The organism is Streptomyces sp. NPDC088116, assembly GCF_044741745.1.
In the GTDB taxonomy this organism is placed as follows: domain Bacteria; phylum Actinomycetota; class Actinomycetes; order Streptomycetales; family Streptomycetaceae; genus Streptomyces.
Window position 1 is genome coordinate 161,373 of the sequence record NZ_JBIUTF010000004.1, and the last position, 15,387, is coordinate 176,759.

The 15,387-nt window shown below is 71.2% G+C and carries 12 protein-coding genes; 2 read left to right on the top strand and 10 right to left on the bottom strand.

Annotated features, from left to right (window positions below; translation table 11 throughout):
* Positions 1–8 precede the first annotated feature (8 nt).
* A complete protein-coding gene (locus ACIOJD_RS17695; RefSeq protein ID WP_401914226.1) occupies positions 9–944 on the top strand; it encodes a helix-turn-helix transcriptional regulator in 936 nt (311 codons plus the stop codon).
* 351 nt (positions 945–1,295) lie between these two features.
* A complete protein-coding gene (locus ACIOJD_RS17700) occupies positions 1,296–2,675 on the top strand; it encodes a D-alanyl-D-alanine carboxypeptidase family protein (protein ID WP_401914228.1) in 1,380 nt (459 codons plus the stop codon).
* Positions 2,676–2,713: 38 nt separating this feature from the next.
* On the opposite strand, the gene ACIOJD_RS17705 is transcribed toward ACIOJD_RS17700, so the two are convergent.
* The 10 genes from ACIOJD_RS17705 to ACIOJD_RS17750 all read right to left on the bottom strand — a co-directional run bounded on the left by ACIOJD_RS17705 (position 2,714) and on the right by ACIOJD_RS17750 (position 15,282).
* On the bottom strand, positions 2,714–3,544 hold the full coding sequence (locus ACIOJD_RS17705; RefSeq protein ID WP_401915486.1) for a pentapeptide repeat-containing protein: 831 nt from the start codon (positions 3,542–3,544) through the stop codon (positions 2,714–2,716).
* A 315-nt stretch (positions 3,545–3,859) separates the two neighbouring features.
* Positions 3,860–6,520 carry an ATP-binding protein gene (locus ACIOJD_RS17710; RefSeq protein ID WP_401914230.1) on the bottom strand — a complete coding sequence of 887 codons (2,661 nt, stop codon included), beginning with the start codon at positions 6,518–6,520 and terminating at the stop codon, positions 3,860–3,862.
* A gap of 182 nt (positions 6,521–6,702) precedes the next feature.
* The gene (locus ACIOJD_RS17715) at positions 6,703–8,274 is read right to left on the bottom strand and encodes a M14 family zinc carboxypeptidase (protein ID WP_401914233.1); all 1,572 of its coding nucleotides are present in this window, start codon (positions 8,272–8,274) and stop codon (positions 6,703–6,705) included.
* A gap of 376 nt (positions 8,275–8,650) precedes the next feature.
* A complete protein-coding gene (locus ACIOJD_RS17720; protein WP_401914235.1) occupies positions 8,651–9,619 on the bottom strand; it encodes a polysaccharide lyase family 1 protein in 969 nt (322 codons plus the stop codon).
* A 323-nt stretch (positions 9,620–9,942) separates the two neighbouring features.
* A complete protein-coding gene (locus ACIOJD_RS17725; RefSeq protein ID WP_401914237.1) occupies positions 9,943–11,628 on the bottom strand; it encodes an alpha/beta fold hydrolase in 1,686 nt (561 codons plus the stop codon).
* Between the two features lie 71 nt (positions 11,629–11,699).
* Entirely contained in the window at positions 11,700–12,257 is a 558-nt protein-coding gene (locus tag ACIOJD_RS17730) for a TetR/AcrR family transcriptional regulator (RefSeq protein ID WP_401914240.1), read from the bottom strand.
* 27 nt (positions 12,258–12,284) lie between these two features.
* Entirely contained in the window at positions 12,285–13,238 is a 954-nt protein-coding gene (locus tag ACIOJD_RS17735) for a helix-turn-helix transcriptional regulator (protein WP_401914243.1), read from the bottom strand.
* A gap of 64 nt (positions 13,239–13,302) precedes the next feature.
* Positions 13,303–14,262: an alpha/beta hydrolase gene (locus ACIOJD_RS17740; protein WP_401914246.1), complete on the bottom strand. Its 960-nt coding sequence runs from the start codon at positions 14,260–14,262 to the stop codon at positions 13,303–13,305.
* 97 nt (positions 14,263–14,359) lie between these two features.
* On the bottom strand, positions 14,360–14,821 hold the full coding sequence (locus ACIOJD_RS17745) for a cupin domain-containing protein (RefSeq protein WP_401914249.1): 462 nt from the start codon (positions 14,819–14,821) through the stop codon (positions 14,360–14,362).
* Between the two features lie 2 nt (positions 14,822–14,823).
* Positions 14,824–15,282, bottom strand: coding sequence for a nitroreductase family deazaflavin-dependent oxidoreductase (locus ACIOJD_RS17750; protein WP_401914251.1), 459 nt, complete (start codon positions 15,280–15,282; stop codon positions 14,824–14,826).
* Positions 15,283–15,387 lie beyond the last annotated feature (105 nt).

Sequence of the window (15,387 nt, forward strand, 5' to 3'; positions counted from 1 at the left end):
CTGACTGCATGACCCGACACGGAGAGCTGGGCACGGCCCTGCATCGCTGGCGTGACCGGATGGCACCGGCCGAGGCCGGGCTGCCCGTGGGCGAGCCCCGCCCGGAAACCGGCCTGCGGTACGAGGAACTGGCCCAGCTGACCGGCCTGTCCGTGGACTATCTCGTCCGGCTGGAGGAGGGGCGGGCGACCTCACCGTCCGTACAGGTCCTGGCCTCGCTGTCGCACGCCCTGCGGCTGTCGGACGACGAGCGCCGGCACCTCTTCCTGCTCGCCGGACAGTCCCCGCCCGCCCTGGCACGGGTCTCGGAGCGCGTGCCCCCCAGCGTCCGGCGGCTGCTCGGCCGCCTTCCGGGGACCCCGGTCGGGGTCTACGACGCCACCTGGAACCTGCTCACCTGGAATCCGCTGTGGGCGGCGCTCGTCGGGGACCCGTCGGAACTCTCCGGGCGCGGCCGGAACGCGGCCTGGCAGCACTTCACGGGCGCGCCCAGCCGGATCACCCACACCGTGGAGCAGGAGGCGCGGTTCGAGGCGGCCCTGGTCGCCGATCTCCGGGCCGCCACGGTCCACTACCCCACCGATGTACGGCTGCGTTTCCTCATCGGGGAGTTGCGGCGCGTCAGCGGCCGGTTCGCTGCGCTGTGGAACTCCCGTATCACCGGTTTCCACGACACCGGCGTCAAGACCGTGCACCACCCGGACGTCGGTCCGTTGACGCTGGACTGCGACACCCTCACCGTGCCGGGCTGCGATCTCCGTATCGCCGCCTACTCCGCCGCGCCCGGCACGGCGGCCGCCGACCGGCTCCGGCTGCTCGACGCGCTCGGCACCGGGACCGTACGGGAGCCGGCCGGGCCGGCGCGGGAGCCGGAACGGGAAGCCGGGGAGCCCCACGGCCCGGACACCGCGACGGACCAGGCCGCCGCCTCCGCCGACCGATGAGTGTCGTCGGCCAGCGGCTGCTCACCCGACGCCTGCGGGTCACCCGACCGGGTGACCCGCAGGCGTCGTCACACGCAGCGCTCCGGTGAAGCCGGGGAGCCCGCTGTCAACGGCTCGGGGCGTGGACGTCACCCATTCGCGCTATCGCGTGTGACACGCGTGCCGGGGAGTGGGACTTCCACAACGCGGCCGAGCGGCTTCCGCCGGTAGCACGCGTGTGCCTGCCGGACATATCCGCGCCCCTCCGAGCGCGGGGAACGGCCCCGGCGGCACACCCCGGCGCCGGGCGCGGATACGTCCGGTCGGCTCATGCGCGGTGCGCGGGCCCCGGTCCGTTCCTACCGTGGCCGAATGGTCATCAGATCCGTGCCGCGCTCCGCCTTCTCCAAGACGGCGTCCGTGACGGCGGCACTCGCCGCCGGCCTGCTGGTCCTTCCTCCGGTGACCGCACCGGCCACCGCCATCGCCGCTGCCCGGACCGATCCGCCCGGCCGGACCTCGGGCCTGCCCGGTTCCCGACCGTCCACGGCCTCGCCTCCGGCCCCTGCCTCCAGCGGCTCGGCAACCCCTGGAGCGGGCGGCGGAGCGGCCCGTGGAGCGGCCCCTGAAGGACCCGTGGACGGCTCGTTGCTGTACCGGTCGGGGACGCAGGTACGGCTCAGGCCCGGCGCTCCCCAGCCGCCGGGCGACGTGTCCGCACTGTCCTGGCTGGTCGCCGATGCCCGTACGGGTGAGGTGCTGGCCGCCCGCAACGCGCATCGCAGACTGCCGCCCGCCAGCACCCTCAAAACGCTCTTCGCCGTGACCGCGCTCCCTCATCTGTCCGAACGCGCCCGGCACACGGTCAAGGAGTCCGAGCTGGAGGACATCGGACCGGGCAGCAGTCTGGTGGGTATCAACGCGGGCGAGTCGTACGAAGTGGCGGATCTGTGGCGGGGCGTGTTCCTCAGCTCCGGCAATGACGCGGTGCGTGCGCTCGCCGAGATGAACGGCGGCTGGGATGCGACGGTCGTTCAGATGCAGGAGAAGGCGAAGCTGCTGGGAGCGCTCGACACCCATGTCGTCTCGCCGGACGGCTACGACGCCGAGGGGCAGGTGTCCTCGGCGTACGACCTGGCGGTCTTCGGCCGTACGGGCCTGGCCTCACCCGCGTTCGTACGGTACAGCTCGACCGTCGACGCGCAGTTCCCCGGGTACGGGGGCACCTTCGGCATCGTGAACACCAACCGGCTGCTGAGCGGCGAGGACGGGGTCGAGCCGTATCCGGGGCTGATCGGCATCAAGAACGGCTACACGTCGGATGCCGGCTACACCCTCGTCGCGGCGGCCCGGCGCGGCGGTCGCACCCTCGTGGTGACGGTGATGAACCCGCAGTGGGGCTCGGGGCATCAGGTGTACGAGGAGGCCAGGTCGCTGCTGGACTGGGGCTTCGACGTCAAGGGGCGGGCCAGGCCGGTGGGCTCGCTCCAGCCGCCCGCGCCACCGGTCCCGCCGCTTCCGCCGAGTCCCACGGCCACGGCGGGGCCCGCCGGGCCCGGTGCGATCGCGAAGGCGGTACGTACCGCACCCGCGACGACGGCGGAGCGGTCCGCACGGGCCGACGGCGAGGGACCCGGATCCGGTTTTCCGCTGCCGGTGGTCTTCACCGGCTCGGCGTGTCTCGCCGTGGTCGCGCTGTTCCTCGTACGGCGCAGAGCCCGGCGCCGCCCACAGGGCGAGTGGTGGGAGTGAGGGGTCCCCGCGCAATGGGCGACCGAGGCTGAGCCGCGCTACCAGTGGGCGGGGCGGGCCAGCGACGACGGCAGTGCGGTGGCGGAGTCGCCCTTCGCCGCGTTGACCTGAGACTGCGTGAGGAAAATACTCCCGGTCAGATCGGCGCCCCGCAGATCGGTGTCCCTGAAGTCCGCGCCGATCAGATCGGCCAGCCTCAGATCAGCACCCCGCAGATCGGCGGCGATCAGATACGCCCCGCGCAGATCGGCGCCCCTCAGGTCGGCGCCCTTGAGCTTCGCGCCGAAGAGGTCGGCTCCCCTGCGGTTCTTCTTCCTGCCCCGGACCTGGGCCCGCACCAGTTCGCTCGTACGCAGCAGGAGGGGGTTGACGGCGGCTCGTCGCGCCGCCACGTCCAGCTCCAGCAGGGCGTCGGAATCGGTGGTCCGGGTGAGGCCTTCGATCTCGTCCAGCGCGCCGCGGATCTCCCCGTGGACCGGCCGGGCCGGCTCCAGGGTCAGGGCCTCGTTCAGGTACCAGAGCAGTTCCTGGAGCTGCCGCATGACCGGCAGTACGGCGAACATCCGCTCCGCCGTCCCCGGGTCTCGCCGCCAGTCCTGTCCGCCGAAGGTGACCTGCGAGATCTTCTGGCCCGCGCCGAAACAGTCGTAGACCGTGCATCCTCGGAAGCCCCGCTGCCTGAGGCGCTGGTGAATACCGCAGCGGAAGTCCGTCCGCAGGTGGCGGCAGGGTTCCCCGGCGTCCTTGTCGACCGGGAAGTCGGCCGAGACCGCGAAGGTCAGGGCGACGCAGCACAGCCCGAAGCAGTTCTCGCAGTCGGCCCGCAGGTCGGGGCGGGCTGCGAGGCCGGCGCTTGTACCCGCGCCGATGCCTGTGGTGCCTGTGCCTGTGCCTGTGGTGGTGCTCTGTCCGTCCCCGGGCGGTTCACGGAAGGTGTGTGCAGGGGTGGTCGGGACGTACTTCTCGGACAAGGTGTCCGGTCTCCTGTCGCGGGTGCTGAGTCTGGGTGGACCGGGGCGTATGGGGGGCCGGCGGGCTCGGTGGAGCGTACCTTTCCGCCGGGGCAGAGGCAGAGCCGGTCGGCCGCCGACGGTCGGGACCCCATCGCCGCCCCGCGGGCACGCAGGGTCACCGCCCGGGGTCAGCCCGGTGGCCGACGGCGCGGGAGGTGCCGGACGGCCCGGTCAGCGCGGCGCGTGGCGGGACTCCAGCGCCGCGCGGGCCCGCGCGGCCAGTCCGTCGGCGCCACAGTGCTCGGCCAGTTCGAGCCCGCTGGCCAGTTCGGCGGGGAACCCTGCCGCGATGCCGTACTCGACACGGGCCACGGCCAGTTCGTACGCGCACGGCGACGCTTCGAGATGAGCCACCGCCTGGGCCAGCAGCTCGATCCGCGCCGGGCCTTCCTTCAGGGACGCTGCGCAGCACAGCGCGACGCCTATCGCGGTGTGCGTACCGAAGCGTTCGGCACGGTCGCGGGCGTACGAGGCGAGCTGGGCGGCGCGGGCCGGATCCTTGTCGGCGAGCGCCCGCGCGAGGTCGCACGCCCAGGGCGCCATGACAACGCTGTGCCGTCCGCGGGCCGTCAACGCCTTTCCCACCGCGTCCAGTTCGCCGATGGCTTCCTTCTTGTGGCCGAGGGCGAGCAGCAGTCGGCCGTGTACGGACGGCGCGTCGGGGATCACGATCGAGGAGGAGTACGGCGTGGTGAAGGCGTAGCGCTCGGCCGCCTTCCGTGCCTCGTCCACATGGCCGCGCGCGAGCAGTGTGTCGATGAGCATGCAGGCCGCGTCCCAGTGCATCGGGAGTCCGTTGCCGACCCGGTCGGCCAGGCGCAGACTCTCGCGCAGATACATCTCGGCGTCCATGAGGCGGCCGCGCCTGCGGTGGACGTAGCCGACGAGGGCGTGGGCGAAGGCAAGATGGCCGCCGCTCCAGCCGGAGATCTCGAAGGCCCGCAGGGCCTCCGAGAACAGGCTTTCCGCGCGGTCCAGCCGGTCGGCGAAGGCGTAGGACAGCCCGAGCAGCGCCGCGGGTTCGAAGCCCCACGCGGTGTCGGTCCAGCCGACTCCCGGTGGCAATCCACCGTCCAGCAGGGCGCGTTCACCGATCTGTACGATCTCCTCGGCGCTCTCGCCGCGGGCCGTGGCGTCGAAGGCGCGCAGCATCAGCAGGACCCGTTCGGTGCTGTCGCGACCGGTGAGGCCGTCCGCCATCGCGGTGAGACGGGCGGAGCGCTCGGGTCCGTCGTCCTCGACGGCCTGCACGCCTTCCCACAGGAAGTGCGCGGCCTGGAGCCGCATCCTGGCGGGGCAGTCGTCCGTACGGGTGGCCTCGGCGGCCACCACATGGGCGGCGTCCCCGACCTGGCCGTTGTGTGTCAGGGCCTGCGACAGCCGGAACACCACGTCCACCCGCGACGCTTCGTCGAGCCGCCCCGTGTCGAGCGCCGCGCGGAGATGGCCGACCGTGGTGACCGGTGAGGTGAGCAGGGTGGCACAGCCCAGTTCGTACAGGACTTTGGCCCGGATGGTCTCCAACGGCGGTTCTTCCAGGGCGCGTTCGAGGCAGCGACGGGCTGCGTCCGGGGCGCCCACGGCGAGATGCTCGGCGGCAGCTTCGCGCAGCTGCTCGACCAGTTCGGCGTCGCCGTCCGGGTGTACTTCGAGGAGATGCGGCGCCGCTGCCGCCGCTCCCCGGCCGCTGCGGGTGACCGCCCAGGCGGCGAGGCCGTGCATCGCGGTGCGGACACCCGCGGGGATCGCGCGGTAGACGGCGCCGGCGATGAGCGGATGGACGAACTCCATCGGGTCCACTCCCACGAGGATGCGCGCGGCCCGTAGCCGTTCGGCGCATTCGGCGGCCTCCTCGTAACTCATGCCGGCCAACTGGATGGCCAGATCGAGCGAGATGTCCGTGCCGAGAATCGCGGCGGCCCAGGCGAACCGCGTGGTGGCCGTGCCCAGTTCCTCCAGCCTGTCGATCAGGCCCTTGCCGCGCGCCGACGCCCCGAGGGCGCGCAGTTCACCGGCGGACTCCTCAACAGGTGCGATTCCACTGTCCCGCACCTTCGCGAGCAGTTCGACGGTCTCGTACGCGTTGCCGCCGGTCACCGCCCACACTTCGCGGCAGAACGGGCCGTCCGCGTGCTCACCGAGCGCGGCACGCGCGAGGTCGGCCGTGGCATCGGGGGTCAACTCGCGCAGGCTGACGAGGAGTTTGGCCGCCGTCCCGAGCGTATGAAGGTGCCGCACGGTCTCGCCGACGGCCTCCTCGGTGCGGTAGGCGATGACGACGAGGACGGGCTGCGCGCCGGGCGGGCGCTGGGCGAAGGACGCCAGCCAGGAGAGGGTTTCCAGATCGGCCCACTGTGCGTCGTCCACGATGAGGACGAGTGGGCCATGAACCTCGGCGAGCCGTACGACCAGGGCGTCCAGGCCGTCCTTGACGCCCTGCGGGTCGGCGTGCTGCTCACCGGGCGGCGCTATACCGAGCGCGGGGCCGACGATCTCGTACTGGTCGCCGAGCAACTCGCGCGCGTCCGTGGTCTCGCCGTCCGGCCCGCCCACCAGGGCCGGCTGGAACAGGTGCCGTACGACATGGAAGGGGACGGAGGTGACGGTCTCGCCGCCCCGTGCGGACCACACCGCGCAACGTCCCGTCGCGAGCCGGCGCACCTCGGACAGCAACGCCGTCTTGCCGACTCCGGCGGCGCCCCGGTAGACGAGGATCCCACCGGAGGGAGTCGCTCGGCCCAGCGCTTCCACCGCGTGTGCCGCCGTGGCGAGTTCGGGTTCGCGCTCCAGCAGTGGGAGGGCGACCTCGTGCTCCGGCCGGTACACCGGCATCCCTCCCCTTTCTCGAACATCCTCGAACATCGCGGCAGGTGAGCCGCGCTCGGGTCACGCGGTCGAGCGTAGCCGTGGAGCGACCCGCGCGGACCTGAATCGACACTAATTCGGCCGTTCGACCGCGCCCGGTCGAACAGTGCCCCCGGGTCGGCGAGCGTGCTCGGGGTGCACGGGGCGGATCACACCTGGACGGAACTCGGTTCGCCGAACCGCGTGGCCAGCTCGGCGGCGGCCAGCACGACCCTGAACTGGTGCTCCACCTGGTCGTGGACCGGGATCCAGCGGGCGCGGCAACCGGCCTCGAACATCTCGCAGCGCCGGGTGAGGAAGCGGTCCAGTGTGACGCGTACGTCGTGCGCGTCCGCGTTCACGGCTCCGGCCGCACGCCCTGCCGCGGACGGTCCGCTCCCGGCGTCGAGCATCTGGTCCATCAGCCCGGCGGTACGGACGACGAGCCGCTGCGCGGCGATCCGGAGCGCCATGATCCGCGCCCGGTTCAGCGGCAGGTATCCGGCCTCCAGGCCGCCGGCCTCGCCGAGCGGCCCTTCCGGAGCCCACTCGTCCGCGAGCCCGGGGCAGACGGCGAGGTACTCCTCGACCGGGGCGAGCAGCGACGCCGCGATGCCGGGCAGGCCCGGTCGCACGCGCTCCAGCAGCCCGTCGAGCAGCCGCGCGTCCTGACGGAGCGTACGGCTGATGGTCTCCAGCGCGCCGTGCGGATCAGGGTGGGGCGAGGTGTCCCCCACCTCCTCCACACCCCACATCGGCGCCTCGATGACGGCGGTGACGGTGCCGTACGCGCGCGGATGGAACCACGTGGAGGCGGCCGTGGCCGCCGGAAGCGAGAGAAACTGGTCGGCCTCCTGAGCCCGTGGCATGTCGTAGACCCCGGGCCCGGGACTCGGCCAGAAGAAGGCGTCGTACGGTCCCCGTTCCACCGGGATCCGGTTATCCGCCGCCGACCGGGCGAGCCGGTCGGCGAGGCCGGGCAGGCCCCTGGTCAGCTGGACGAAGCTGCCGCCCACGTCCACACCGTGCAGTGAACACTGAAGGTACGGACGCAACTCGTCCTGGAGGTCGAGCAGGGCGCGGGTCTCGGGCATCGGTCGCGCTCCGGGTTCCGTGGGCAGCCACTCGGGCTGCCGGGCGAAACCGGGGCGGAAGAAATGCCGGTAGTGGTGGGCGAAGGTCATCGGGCCGTTGATCCAGCGCTCGTTGCGCCGGGCACCGTCGGGGTCGAGGCAGAGGACGAAGTGCCAGGTCGTGTCGGCGAACCGGTTCACGTCCCTGGTCGAATCCCCGGCCGTATCGCCGGTCGTTTCCCTGACCGTATCCCTGGCCGGGTAGTTGGCCCTCTGCCCGTTCACACGAATGTCCGTGTGCCCGTTCACGCGTCCGTCCGCGTGGTTGTTCGCGTGGTTGTTCGCCCGAGTGGATGCGGGCGTACCCGTGTCTACGTACCTGTCGTTGTCCGCCGACCGGCCCGGTCGGCCCGCCCGGCCGCCCCGTGCCATGCACCGCGCCACATATCGCGCCAGCCTCAACACGGTGACGCCACCCACGGGTTCATTGGCATGCGGCCCGGCGACCACAAGCACATGCCGGCTCCCGCGCCCGACGGACAGCAGCCGGATCGGCTCTCCCGCCTTCGAGGATCCGATACGCCGCAGGACGGCCCGGTCGGGGTGCGCCACGGCCAACGCCGTCGCGCAGGAGGTCAGTTCGTCGAGGGTGAGATAGCGGCCCGGCACGGCGGCCCGATCAGGAGCCGGTCGAATGGCCGAGGCCGCTGGTCTCTCCTCCGGCCGACGGCCGGATCCTGATCGTGGGCGTACGAGGACGCGTCACGCTGTCGCTCCTGGCCGTTCCGCTTCCGCCCATGAACCGCTCCTTCGACATCACGGTGCCCACCCCGTCGCGCGGATGCGCTGATAGTCCGTCACGTAAAGGGACACGTCAACACCGCGGGTGACACCCGTCGCATATGGCTTGTTCGAAGGGCAGTTGACCCCCGCGCCGCACCGGTTGACCTGTCTCACCAGTGGGTTCCGCGCCGGTAGGAGGGCGAGGGCGGTAGGGCCCCCGCCCCGCCGGACGCGTACGACTCCACGTACGCCGTTCCGCGGCTCAGATCTTGCCGGCCCCCGCCCCCGACGTCACCGAGGCGACGACACTCGACGCGGGCTCGGCCGTGTAGCTGTACGGCGGTGTGGTGAAGCTGCCTGTCTGGGAGATCTCGGTCGCGGCGCCTCCGAGATCGTTTCCGCGCAGCACCGCGTAACCGTCCACGTCACTGCTGCGGTTGGTGGTCACGGCGATCTTGGTGTCGCGGAACACGTTGTTCTCGACCAGCATCTGCGCGCCCATCCGGGAGTGGCAGGCGGTGTCGGCGCCCTGGACGTAGTTGTCGTAGAAGTGGCCGGTGCCGAAGCGCAGACTGGGGATGCGCGAGTAGACGTTGCTGAACTGGTTGTGGTGGTACGTGACGCGCAAGTGCCCGGTGTCCTCCGTGGGGTTGTTGTCGCTGTGGCCGACGAGCGAGCCCTTGAAGTGGTCCTTGAAGGTGTTCCAGGACACCGTGACGGAGTCGGACGCGTGCGTGATGTCCAGCAGTCCGTCGTAGTAGTCCTTGTCGTGGGTGCGGTCTGCCGAGAAGGAGTTGTGGTCGATCCACACCTTCGTGGACTTCTGGACGGTGATGCCGTCGGCGGGGGCGATGGGCTTGCTGATGTTGAGATTACGGACGATCACATTGGCCGATTCCTTGATCCGCAGTCCGCCACCGGTGAAGCCGGACGCCGAACCCACACCCAGCACCGTGGTGTTGGACCCGATGTCGACCTGGCCGGTGAGCGGGATCAGCCCGGAGACCCGGACGACCTTCGCCGTGTCGCTCGCGACGGCCGAGGTGAACGCGGCGAGTGTGCTGACCGTGACGGGTGAAGCGCTGCCACCGCCGGTCGTGCCCGCGCCGAAGCCTATGGGGGTGGTCTCGGCGGCGGCAGCGGGCTGCTGCGGCAGGGCGCCGACGGCGAGGACGGCGGCGGTGGAGGCGAGCAGGGCCGTCAGGCGGCGCCGGCTGATGGTGGCAGACATGGGGGTGTGTCCCTTCGAAGGGGCGAGCGGGTTCCTCTGCGGACGCGAACGGGGATGCGCAGTGGGCGATACGGATGTGAGAGGTACAGATGCGGGAGATACAGATGTGGGAGATACGGCTGCGGGAGGTACGGCTGCGGGAGGTACGGCTCGTCGAAGAGCTCCTACGGCTTGCTCCGCTGTCTCTCACGGTGTCCGTTCACCTGTCTGTTGCCGTCGACGGCCGAAAGGTTGCCGGTCCCACTGCCGGTTGTCCCGGCTGCCGGTTGTCCCGGCTGCCGGTGTCCGGGCAGACCGCGGCGGCCGGGTCACCGCCCCCGGTGTTACCCGCCGATCGAGGCGGAGACAGTGCCGAGATGGCGCGCGACCTCGGCGGGATGGGTCAGCTGGGGGTAGTGCCCGGCCCCGGCGATCTCGGCCACCGGGTGGCCGACGGCCGCGACCAGCGGGTCGGCCGCGCCCACGACGATCTGGACCGGGACGCTCACCCGGCCCAGCAGCGCCCGCGCCTGCTCTCGCTCGGCGACATCCGTGCGCATGGCCGTGACCACCCGGCGCGCGACTCCGCCACGGCGCAGGTCCGCTGTGGCGCTCCCCACCTCCGGCCCCTCGGGGACGCCGAGTGTCCGGGCCAGGCCCGCGGCGGACATGCGGCGCATCATCGGTACGGCCAGGCCCGAGCGGGCGAGCCGCGAGGGGCGGCCCTGCACGAATGCCGGGGAGATGAGGACGAGCCCGCTGACGCGGTCCGGATGATCGGCGACGAAGCGCAGTGCGGGCCCGCACGCCCAGGAGTGTGCGACCAGCGTGGGACGGGTCCGTACCGGGCTCATCAGGTCGGCCAGCCACTCGTCCACCGGCCTGTTCGTGGCGGCCGAGCGACCCATGCCCGGCAGGTCGGGGGCCAGCACCGGATCGGGGAGGTGGGCGGCGAGGGGCGCCCAGAGGTCGGCGTTCATCGGCAGCCCGTGCAACAGGACATGGGCGGGGCGGTGCCGCTCCCCGGTCACCCAGGTACGGCTGCCCGCCACGGCGCGGAAGCCGTACGGGCTCAGCCGGGGAGACGCGGAACCGAAGCGGTCGGCCACCAGGTCGTCGGCCCAGGTGCGCAGGGCGTCGGCGGCCGGAGGCATCTCCAGGCCGGCGCTCGCGGCGAAGGCGACGGCGGAGGCTGTCGGATAGCGGTCGGTCGACAGGAACGACAGCGTCTCAGGATCGGCGCCGGTCAACGTGCGCGGCAGGCGCCGCAGCAGATCGGCCGAGACGGTCCGGCGAGGTGCCCGTACGCCCATGTGGTCGGCGATCGTACCGATCAGCTCGGGCAGGAGTGGGGTGGTGTCGTCGAGCACCCAGTAGTGCTCACCGGCGGGCGACGCGGGGGCCTCCGCCAGGAACCGTACGAAGTAGTCGATCGTGGTGATCGGCAGGAAGGTGTCGTGGCCGCCGGGCAGCGCGGAGAGCCGCCCGTTCCACAGGTCCTTGACGAGTGCCGCCAGGCCGATGTACTGGCCCGGCCCGATCACGGTGCTGGGGTTGGCGATGGTCAGCGGCACCTTCAATTCGTCAGCTCGGGCGCGCACCGCGCGATCGGCCTCGGCCTTGGAGGCTTCGTACGCTCCCAGCCTGGCGTAGTCGGGGTGGCCGTCGGCCGCGCTCACCCGGTAGCCGCTGATGTGCACCAGCCGCCGCAGCGCTGGCAGTTCGGCGGCCCATTCCAGTACGTTGAGCGCCCCGGTGACATTGGTCGCCCGCGCTTCCCGCACGCCGAGGCCGAAGGCGTAGCGACCGGCGGTGTTGTAGACGTCGCGCACCTCGGGCAGCCCCGACAGCGGTCGCGTGATGTCGGCCGTGACGATTTCCAGCCCGCCGGTGTCGATGCCCTGGGCGGTCAGCCAGGGGGTGAGCGTGTCGTCGCGGACGGCTGCCGCCACGCGCTGCCCACGGGTGAGCAACTCGGCGACGAGGGAACGGCCGATGAAACCGGTCGCTCCGAAGACGATCGCGTCCATGAAACTCCTCAATAGATCGGTCTACATATTTCTTGGCCATAAAGGGGGCCCGCCGGTCGCGGCGGGCCGTGTCAGCTCAACAGGGTGCCGATCTGACGGGCGACACGGTCCAGCGGGTCCCTGCTGCGGTGCGCCCGTGCCAGCAGGAGCGCGCCTTCCACCAGGGCCAGGATCGTGACGGCGAGATCGTCAGCGTCCGGACGGCCCGCCAGTTGTGCGCGCAGGGCCTCCTCCCACGCCGTGTAGACCTCCGAGCACGCCTCCTGAAGTGGGTCGCTGGTGGCGGCCGTCTCCAGGGCCACGGTGGCCACCGGGCATCCCTTGCGCCAGCCCGACTCCTCCAGTCGGTCGCCCAGGTGCCGCAGTACGGCCTGGACGAACTCCGTCACGGACAGGCCGGCTTCGGCCAGACCGCCCAGGGAGTCGCCGATCGCCTGTCCGGCCCGTTGTACGGACTCGCCGACCAACTGGTCCTTGCCGCCGGGGAAATGAAAGTAGAGCGAGCCACGGGGTGCGCCGCTGACCGCGATCACCCGGTTGAGCCCGGTGCCGAAGTATCCCCCGGTCTCCACCAACTCCTGTGTCGCGTCCAGCAGTCGGTCCCTGGTCTCGGCGCCCTTCTGTCCCATGACACCAAAATAGACCGATCTACATATTCATTCAACCGCGCCATAGGAGAACAGGTCGACGGCGGGCGGGAGTTGAACGGCACTGCGGCTGGAGGTCTCCGATATGAGACGGGACGGGCTCTTGCCCGGCCGATGGCAGGCGGCACGCAGCGCGTTCATCTTCTCCGCGTCGGTGGTCTCGGCCTCGGCCGTGTACGTGACGATCCTGAGGTCGGTCCCGGCGGCCATCACCACATCGAGATCGAGGACGATGTCGCCCACCAGAGGATGCTCGACGGTCTTGCGGTCACCGACATGGGTGCGGGCGGTGCCGTTGGACCACAGGCGGGCGAAGCGGGGGTTGTTCCGCCGCATGTGGTCGACGAACGAGTCGAGCCGTACGTCGTGGGGATGGGCGGCCGCTGTCACACGCAGGTCCGCGACGAGATCCTCCTCCTCCGCTTCGTCGCCCGCCCAGGACCGAACAGGCCATGCCGCGACCGGTTCCCGCGCTCGTCCGCCGCTCGTCCGGAACATCCCGGCGACGAGGTTGTGCTCGTCCCAGCCGTACGCACGGGGATCACCGACCACGGCGGACCACATCTCGTTCCAGCCGATGATGGTCCAGTCGGCGGCGAAGACGGCGGTGGGGTTGTCTCCCGAGCGGCTCACCAGTCGGTGCACCCTCGCGGGCACCTGCCGCGACACGTTCCCGGTGGCGGGCGGTGCCAGACGGGCGCAGCGGAACAGATGGTCACGCTCGGAGGGATCGAGTCGCAGCGCTCTGGCCAGAGCGGCGACCACCTGGGCCGAGGGGTGCCGGGCGCGGCCCTGTTCCAGCCGTACCACGTAGTCGACCGACAGCCCGGCCAGTCCTGCCAGTTCCTCTCGGCGCAGTCCGGGAATGCGCCGGTCGCGGTCCGACGGCAGCCCGTTGTCCTGCGGTGCCACGCGCTCGCGCCAGCCCCGCAGAGCGATGCCGAAGTGGTTCATCGTCGCCATGCGGATCATCGTCGTCCAGATGGCATGGACCGCACGGTGTTTCCACCGCCGCACAACGGACTCTTTACTTGGCCGGCAGAGCCTGTTCGGACGCGTGACTCGTCGGCGGCGCCTGGTCGGACGTGTCGTCGGTGGCCGTCCAGTGCGCGCGGGTGAAGCCGGCGGCGGCGCGCAGCGCGGCGTCGGCCTCGTCGAGCATCGCGGCGAACGCCTGGAAGACGTGCGGTACCTGGGGCCAGACCTGAAGCTCGACGTGGACATCGTGCGCGGCCGCGCGTGCTGCCAGCCGTACGGCGTCGTCCAGCAGGATCTCGTGCGAGCCGACCTGGATGAGCAGCGGCGCCAGGCCGGTCAGATCCGCGAAGACGGGGCTGGCGTGCGGGGTGGCGGGATCGGTGTCCCGCAGATAGTCACGGGCGCGTGTACGCAGGCCTTCCGGGGTCAGCGAGGGATCGACGGCGGCCTTGCCGACCATGCTGTCGCCGGAGAGGCTCAGGTCGGCCCACGGGGAGAAGACCGCGGCCGACGAGGGCTGCGGCAGGCCCGCGTCCTTGGCGGCGACCAGCGTCGCGACGGCGAGACCGCCGCCCGCCGACTCCCCGACGAAGGCGATGGCGGAGCTGGGAACACCGTCGTCGAGCAGAGCGCGGTAGACGGCGAGCGCGTCGTCGACGGCCGCGGGGAACGGGTTCTCGGGTGCCAGCCGGTAGTCCACACACACGGCACGCGCACCGGTGTGCCGGGCGACGTCCGCGGCCAGGCCCGCGGCGCCGGCCGCGGAGCCGATGGCGTAGGCGCCGCCGTGCAGGTACAGCAGTACGGTCGCCGGGTCGGGCTCCGGCGTCTCCACGGTGACGACGGGTACGCCGCCCAACTCCCCTGCCGTGGTGGAGACATCGGGCGGCAACGGTATGGACGTCATCATGTCGTGGAAGACGGCTCGCTGTTCGGCGACATCGCCTCCGACGTCGAGCGGTCCGTTCCGCAGCAGGTCGTCGAGGATGCGGCGCTGTTGCCGGGACATGCGGTGTGCCCTTCGTGGTTCTGGTGATTGCCGTACGGCGGGGCGGTGAGCGGCGCACCGTACGGCGGAGCGGCGGTCATCGCGGAGTTGCCGACGGTCAGCGCGGTGGCCCGACGACGATCTGACCGTACATGTCGGCGGCTTCGGCCAACAGGTCCTGTGCGATCTCGAAACCTTCGGGGCGCGGGGTGGACAGGTCGCGTCCGGCGTGGCGGAACATGCCCTCGATGCCGCCGGGGGTACAGATCATCAGCAGGTCGGCGGTGTCGGAGGTGATCCGGTAGCCATGGGGGACGTTGCGGGGGAGGAAGACGATGCCTCCCTCCGACAGTTCCATCTCCTGGTCGTCGCACCACAGCAGCGCACTGCCCTTGATGAGCATGAAGACCTCGTCCTCACGGGTGTGCTTGTGATACGGCGGCGCCTCGCTCTTGCCGACGGAGAACCGTCCGACGGTCAACTGCCCGCCGGTGGCCGCGCTGTCCAGAAGTACGGCGAACTCACCGCCGTCGAGCCATTCGAGCCTCTGCTGCTGCTCGGCCTGTGCGAGGTAGGCCATGGTCATGACGGTGTCCGTTCAGTGTCATCGGAGGACTCGGCGCCTTCGCCGAGGGGATTGAGCGCGATCACCGGGATGACCCGCTCGGTCCTGCTCTGATAGTCGGCGAAGCCGGGATAGCGGCGGGCCTGCTCTGCGAACGCCGCGTCGCGCTCCGCGCCCCGCAGTTCGACCGCGCGTACATCGAGGATCGCCTCGCCCACCTCGATGCGTACCTCGGGATGCGCGAGCAGGTTGTGGTACCAGTCCGGGTTACGGTCGGAACCGGCCTTGGAGGCGAAGACGAGGAAGCGGCCCTGGTCGGCCAGGTACATCATCGGGTTGACGCGGGATCTGCCGGAGCGCGCGCCGACGGTGTGCAGCAGGAGGAGGGGCGCCCCGCTGAAGCCACCACCGACCTGCCCCTGGTTGGCGCGGAACTCGTCGATGATGCGTGCGTTCAAGTCCGGTGTGTCGGTCATGGCCGCCTCCGGTTCGGGGTGTGCCTGTCTGCCGCGTCGCGGACCCGGCCGTGGTTCGCTTGTTCGATCATCCTCTGGCGATACGCCGGCCGCCAGTCACGAGGG

Excerpts from the sequence above, each read along its gene's own strand:
- ACIOJD_RS17745 (WP_401914249.1), bottom strand. The coding sequence starts at position 14,821 with ATGGCCTACCTCGCACAGGCCGAGCAGCAGCAGAGGCTCGAATGGCTC.
- ACIOJD_RS17700 (WP_401914228.1), top strand. The coding sequence starts at position 1,296 with ATGGTCATCAGATCCGTGCCGCGCTCCGCCTTCTCCAAGACGGCGTCC.
- ACIOJD_RS17740 (WP_401914246.1), bottom strand. The coding sequence starts at position 14,262 with ATGTCCCGGCAACAGCGCCGCATCCTCGACGACCTGCTGCGGAACGGA.
- ACIOJD_RS17735 (WP_401914243.1), bottom strand. The coding sequence starts at position 13,238 with ATGGCGACGATGAACCACTTCGGCATCGCTCTGCGGGGCTGGCGCGAG.
- ACIOJD_RS17695 (WP_401914226.1), top strand. The coding sequence starts at position 9 with ATGACCCGACACGGAGAGCTGGGCACGGCCCTGCATCGCTGGCGTGAC.
- ACIOJD_RS17725 (WP_401914237.1), bottom strand. The coding sequence starts at position 11,628 with ATGGACGCGATCGTCTTCGGAGCGACCGGTTTCATCGGCCGTTCCCTC.
- ACIOJD_RS17730 (WP_401914240.1), bottom strand. The coding sequence starts at position 12,257 with ATGGGACAGAAGGGCGCCGAGACCAGGGACCGACTGCTGGACGCGACA.
- ACIOJD_RS17710 (WP_401914230.1), bottom strand. The coding sequence starts at position 6,520 with ATGCCGGTGTACCGGCCGGAGCACGAGGTCGCCCTCCCACTGCTGGAG.
- ACIOJD_RS17750 (WP_401914251.1), bottom strand. The coding sequence starts at position 15,282 with ATGACCGACACACCGGACTTGAACGCACGCATCATCGACGAGTTCCGC.
- ACIOJD_RS17720 (WP_401914235.1), bottom strand. The coding sequence starts at position 9,619 with ATGTCTGCCACCATCAGCCGGCGCCGCCTGACGGCCCTGCTCGCCTCC.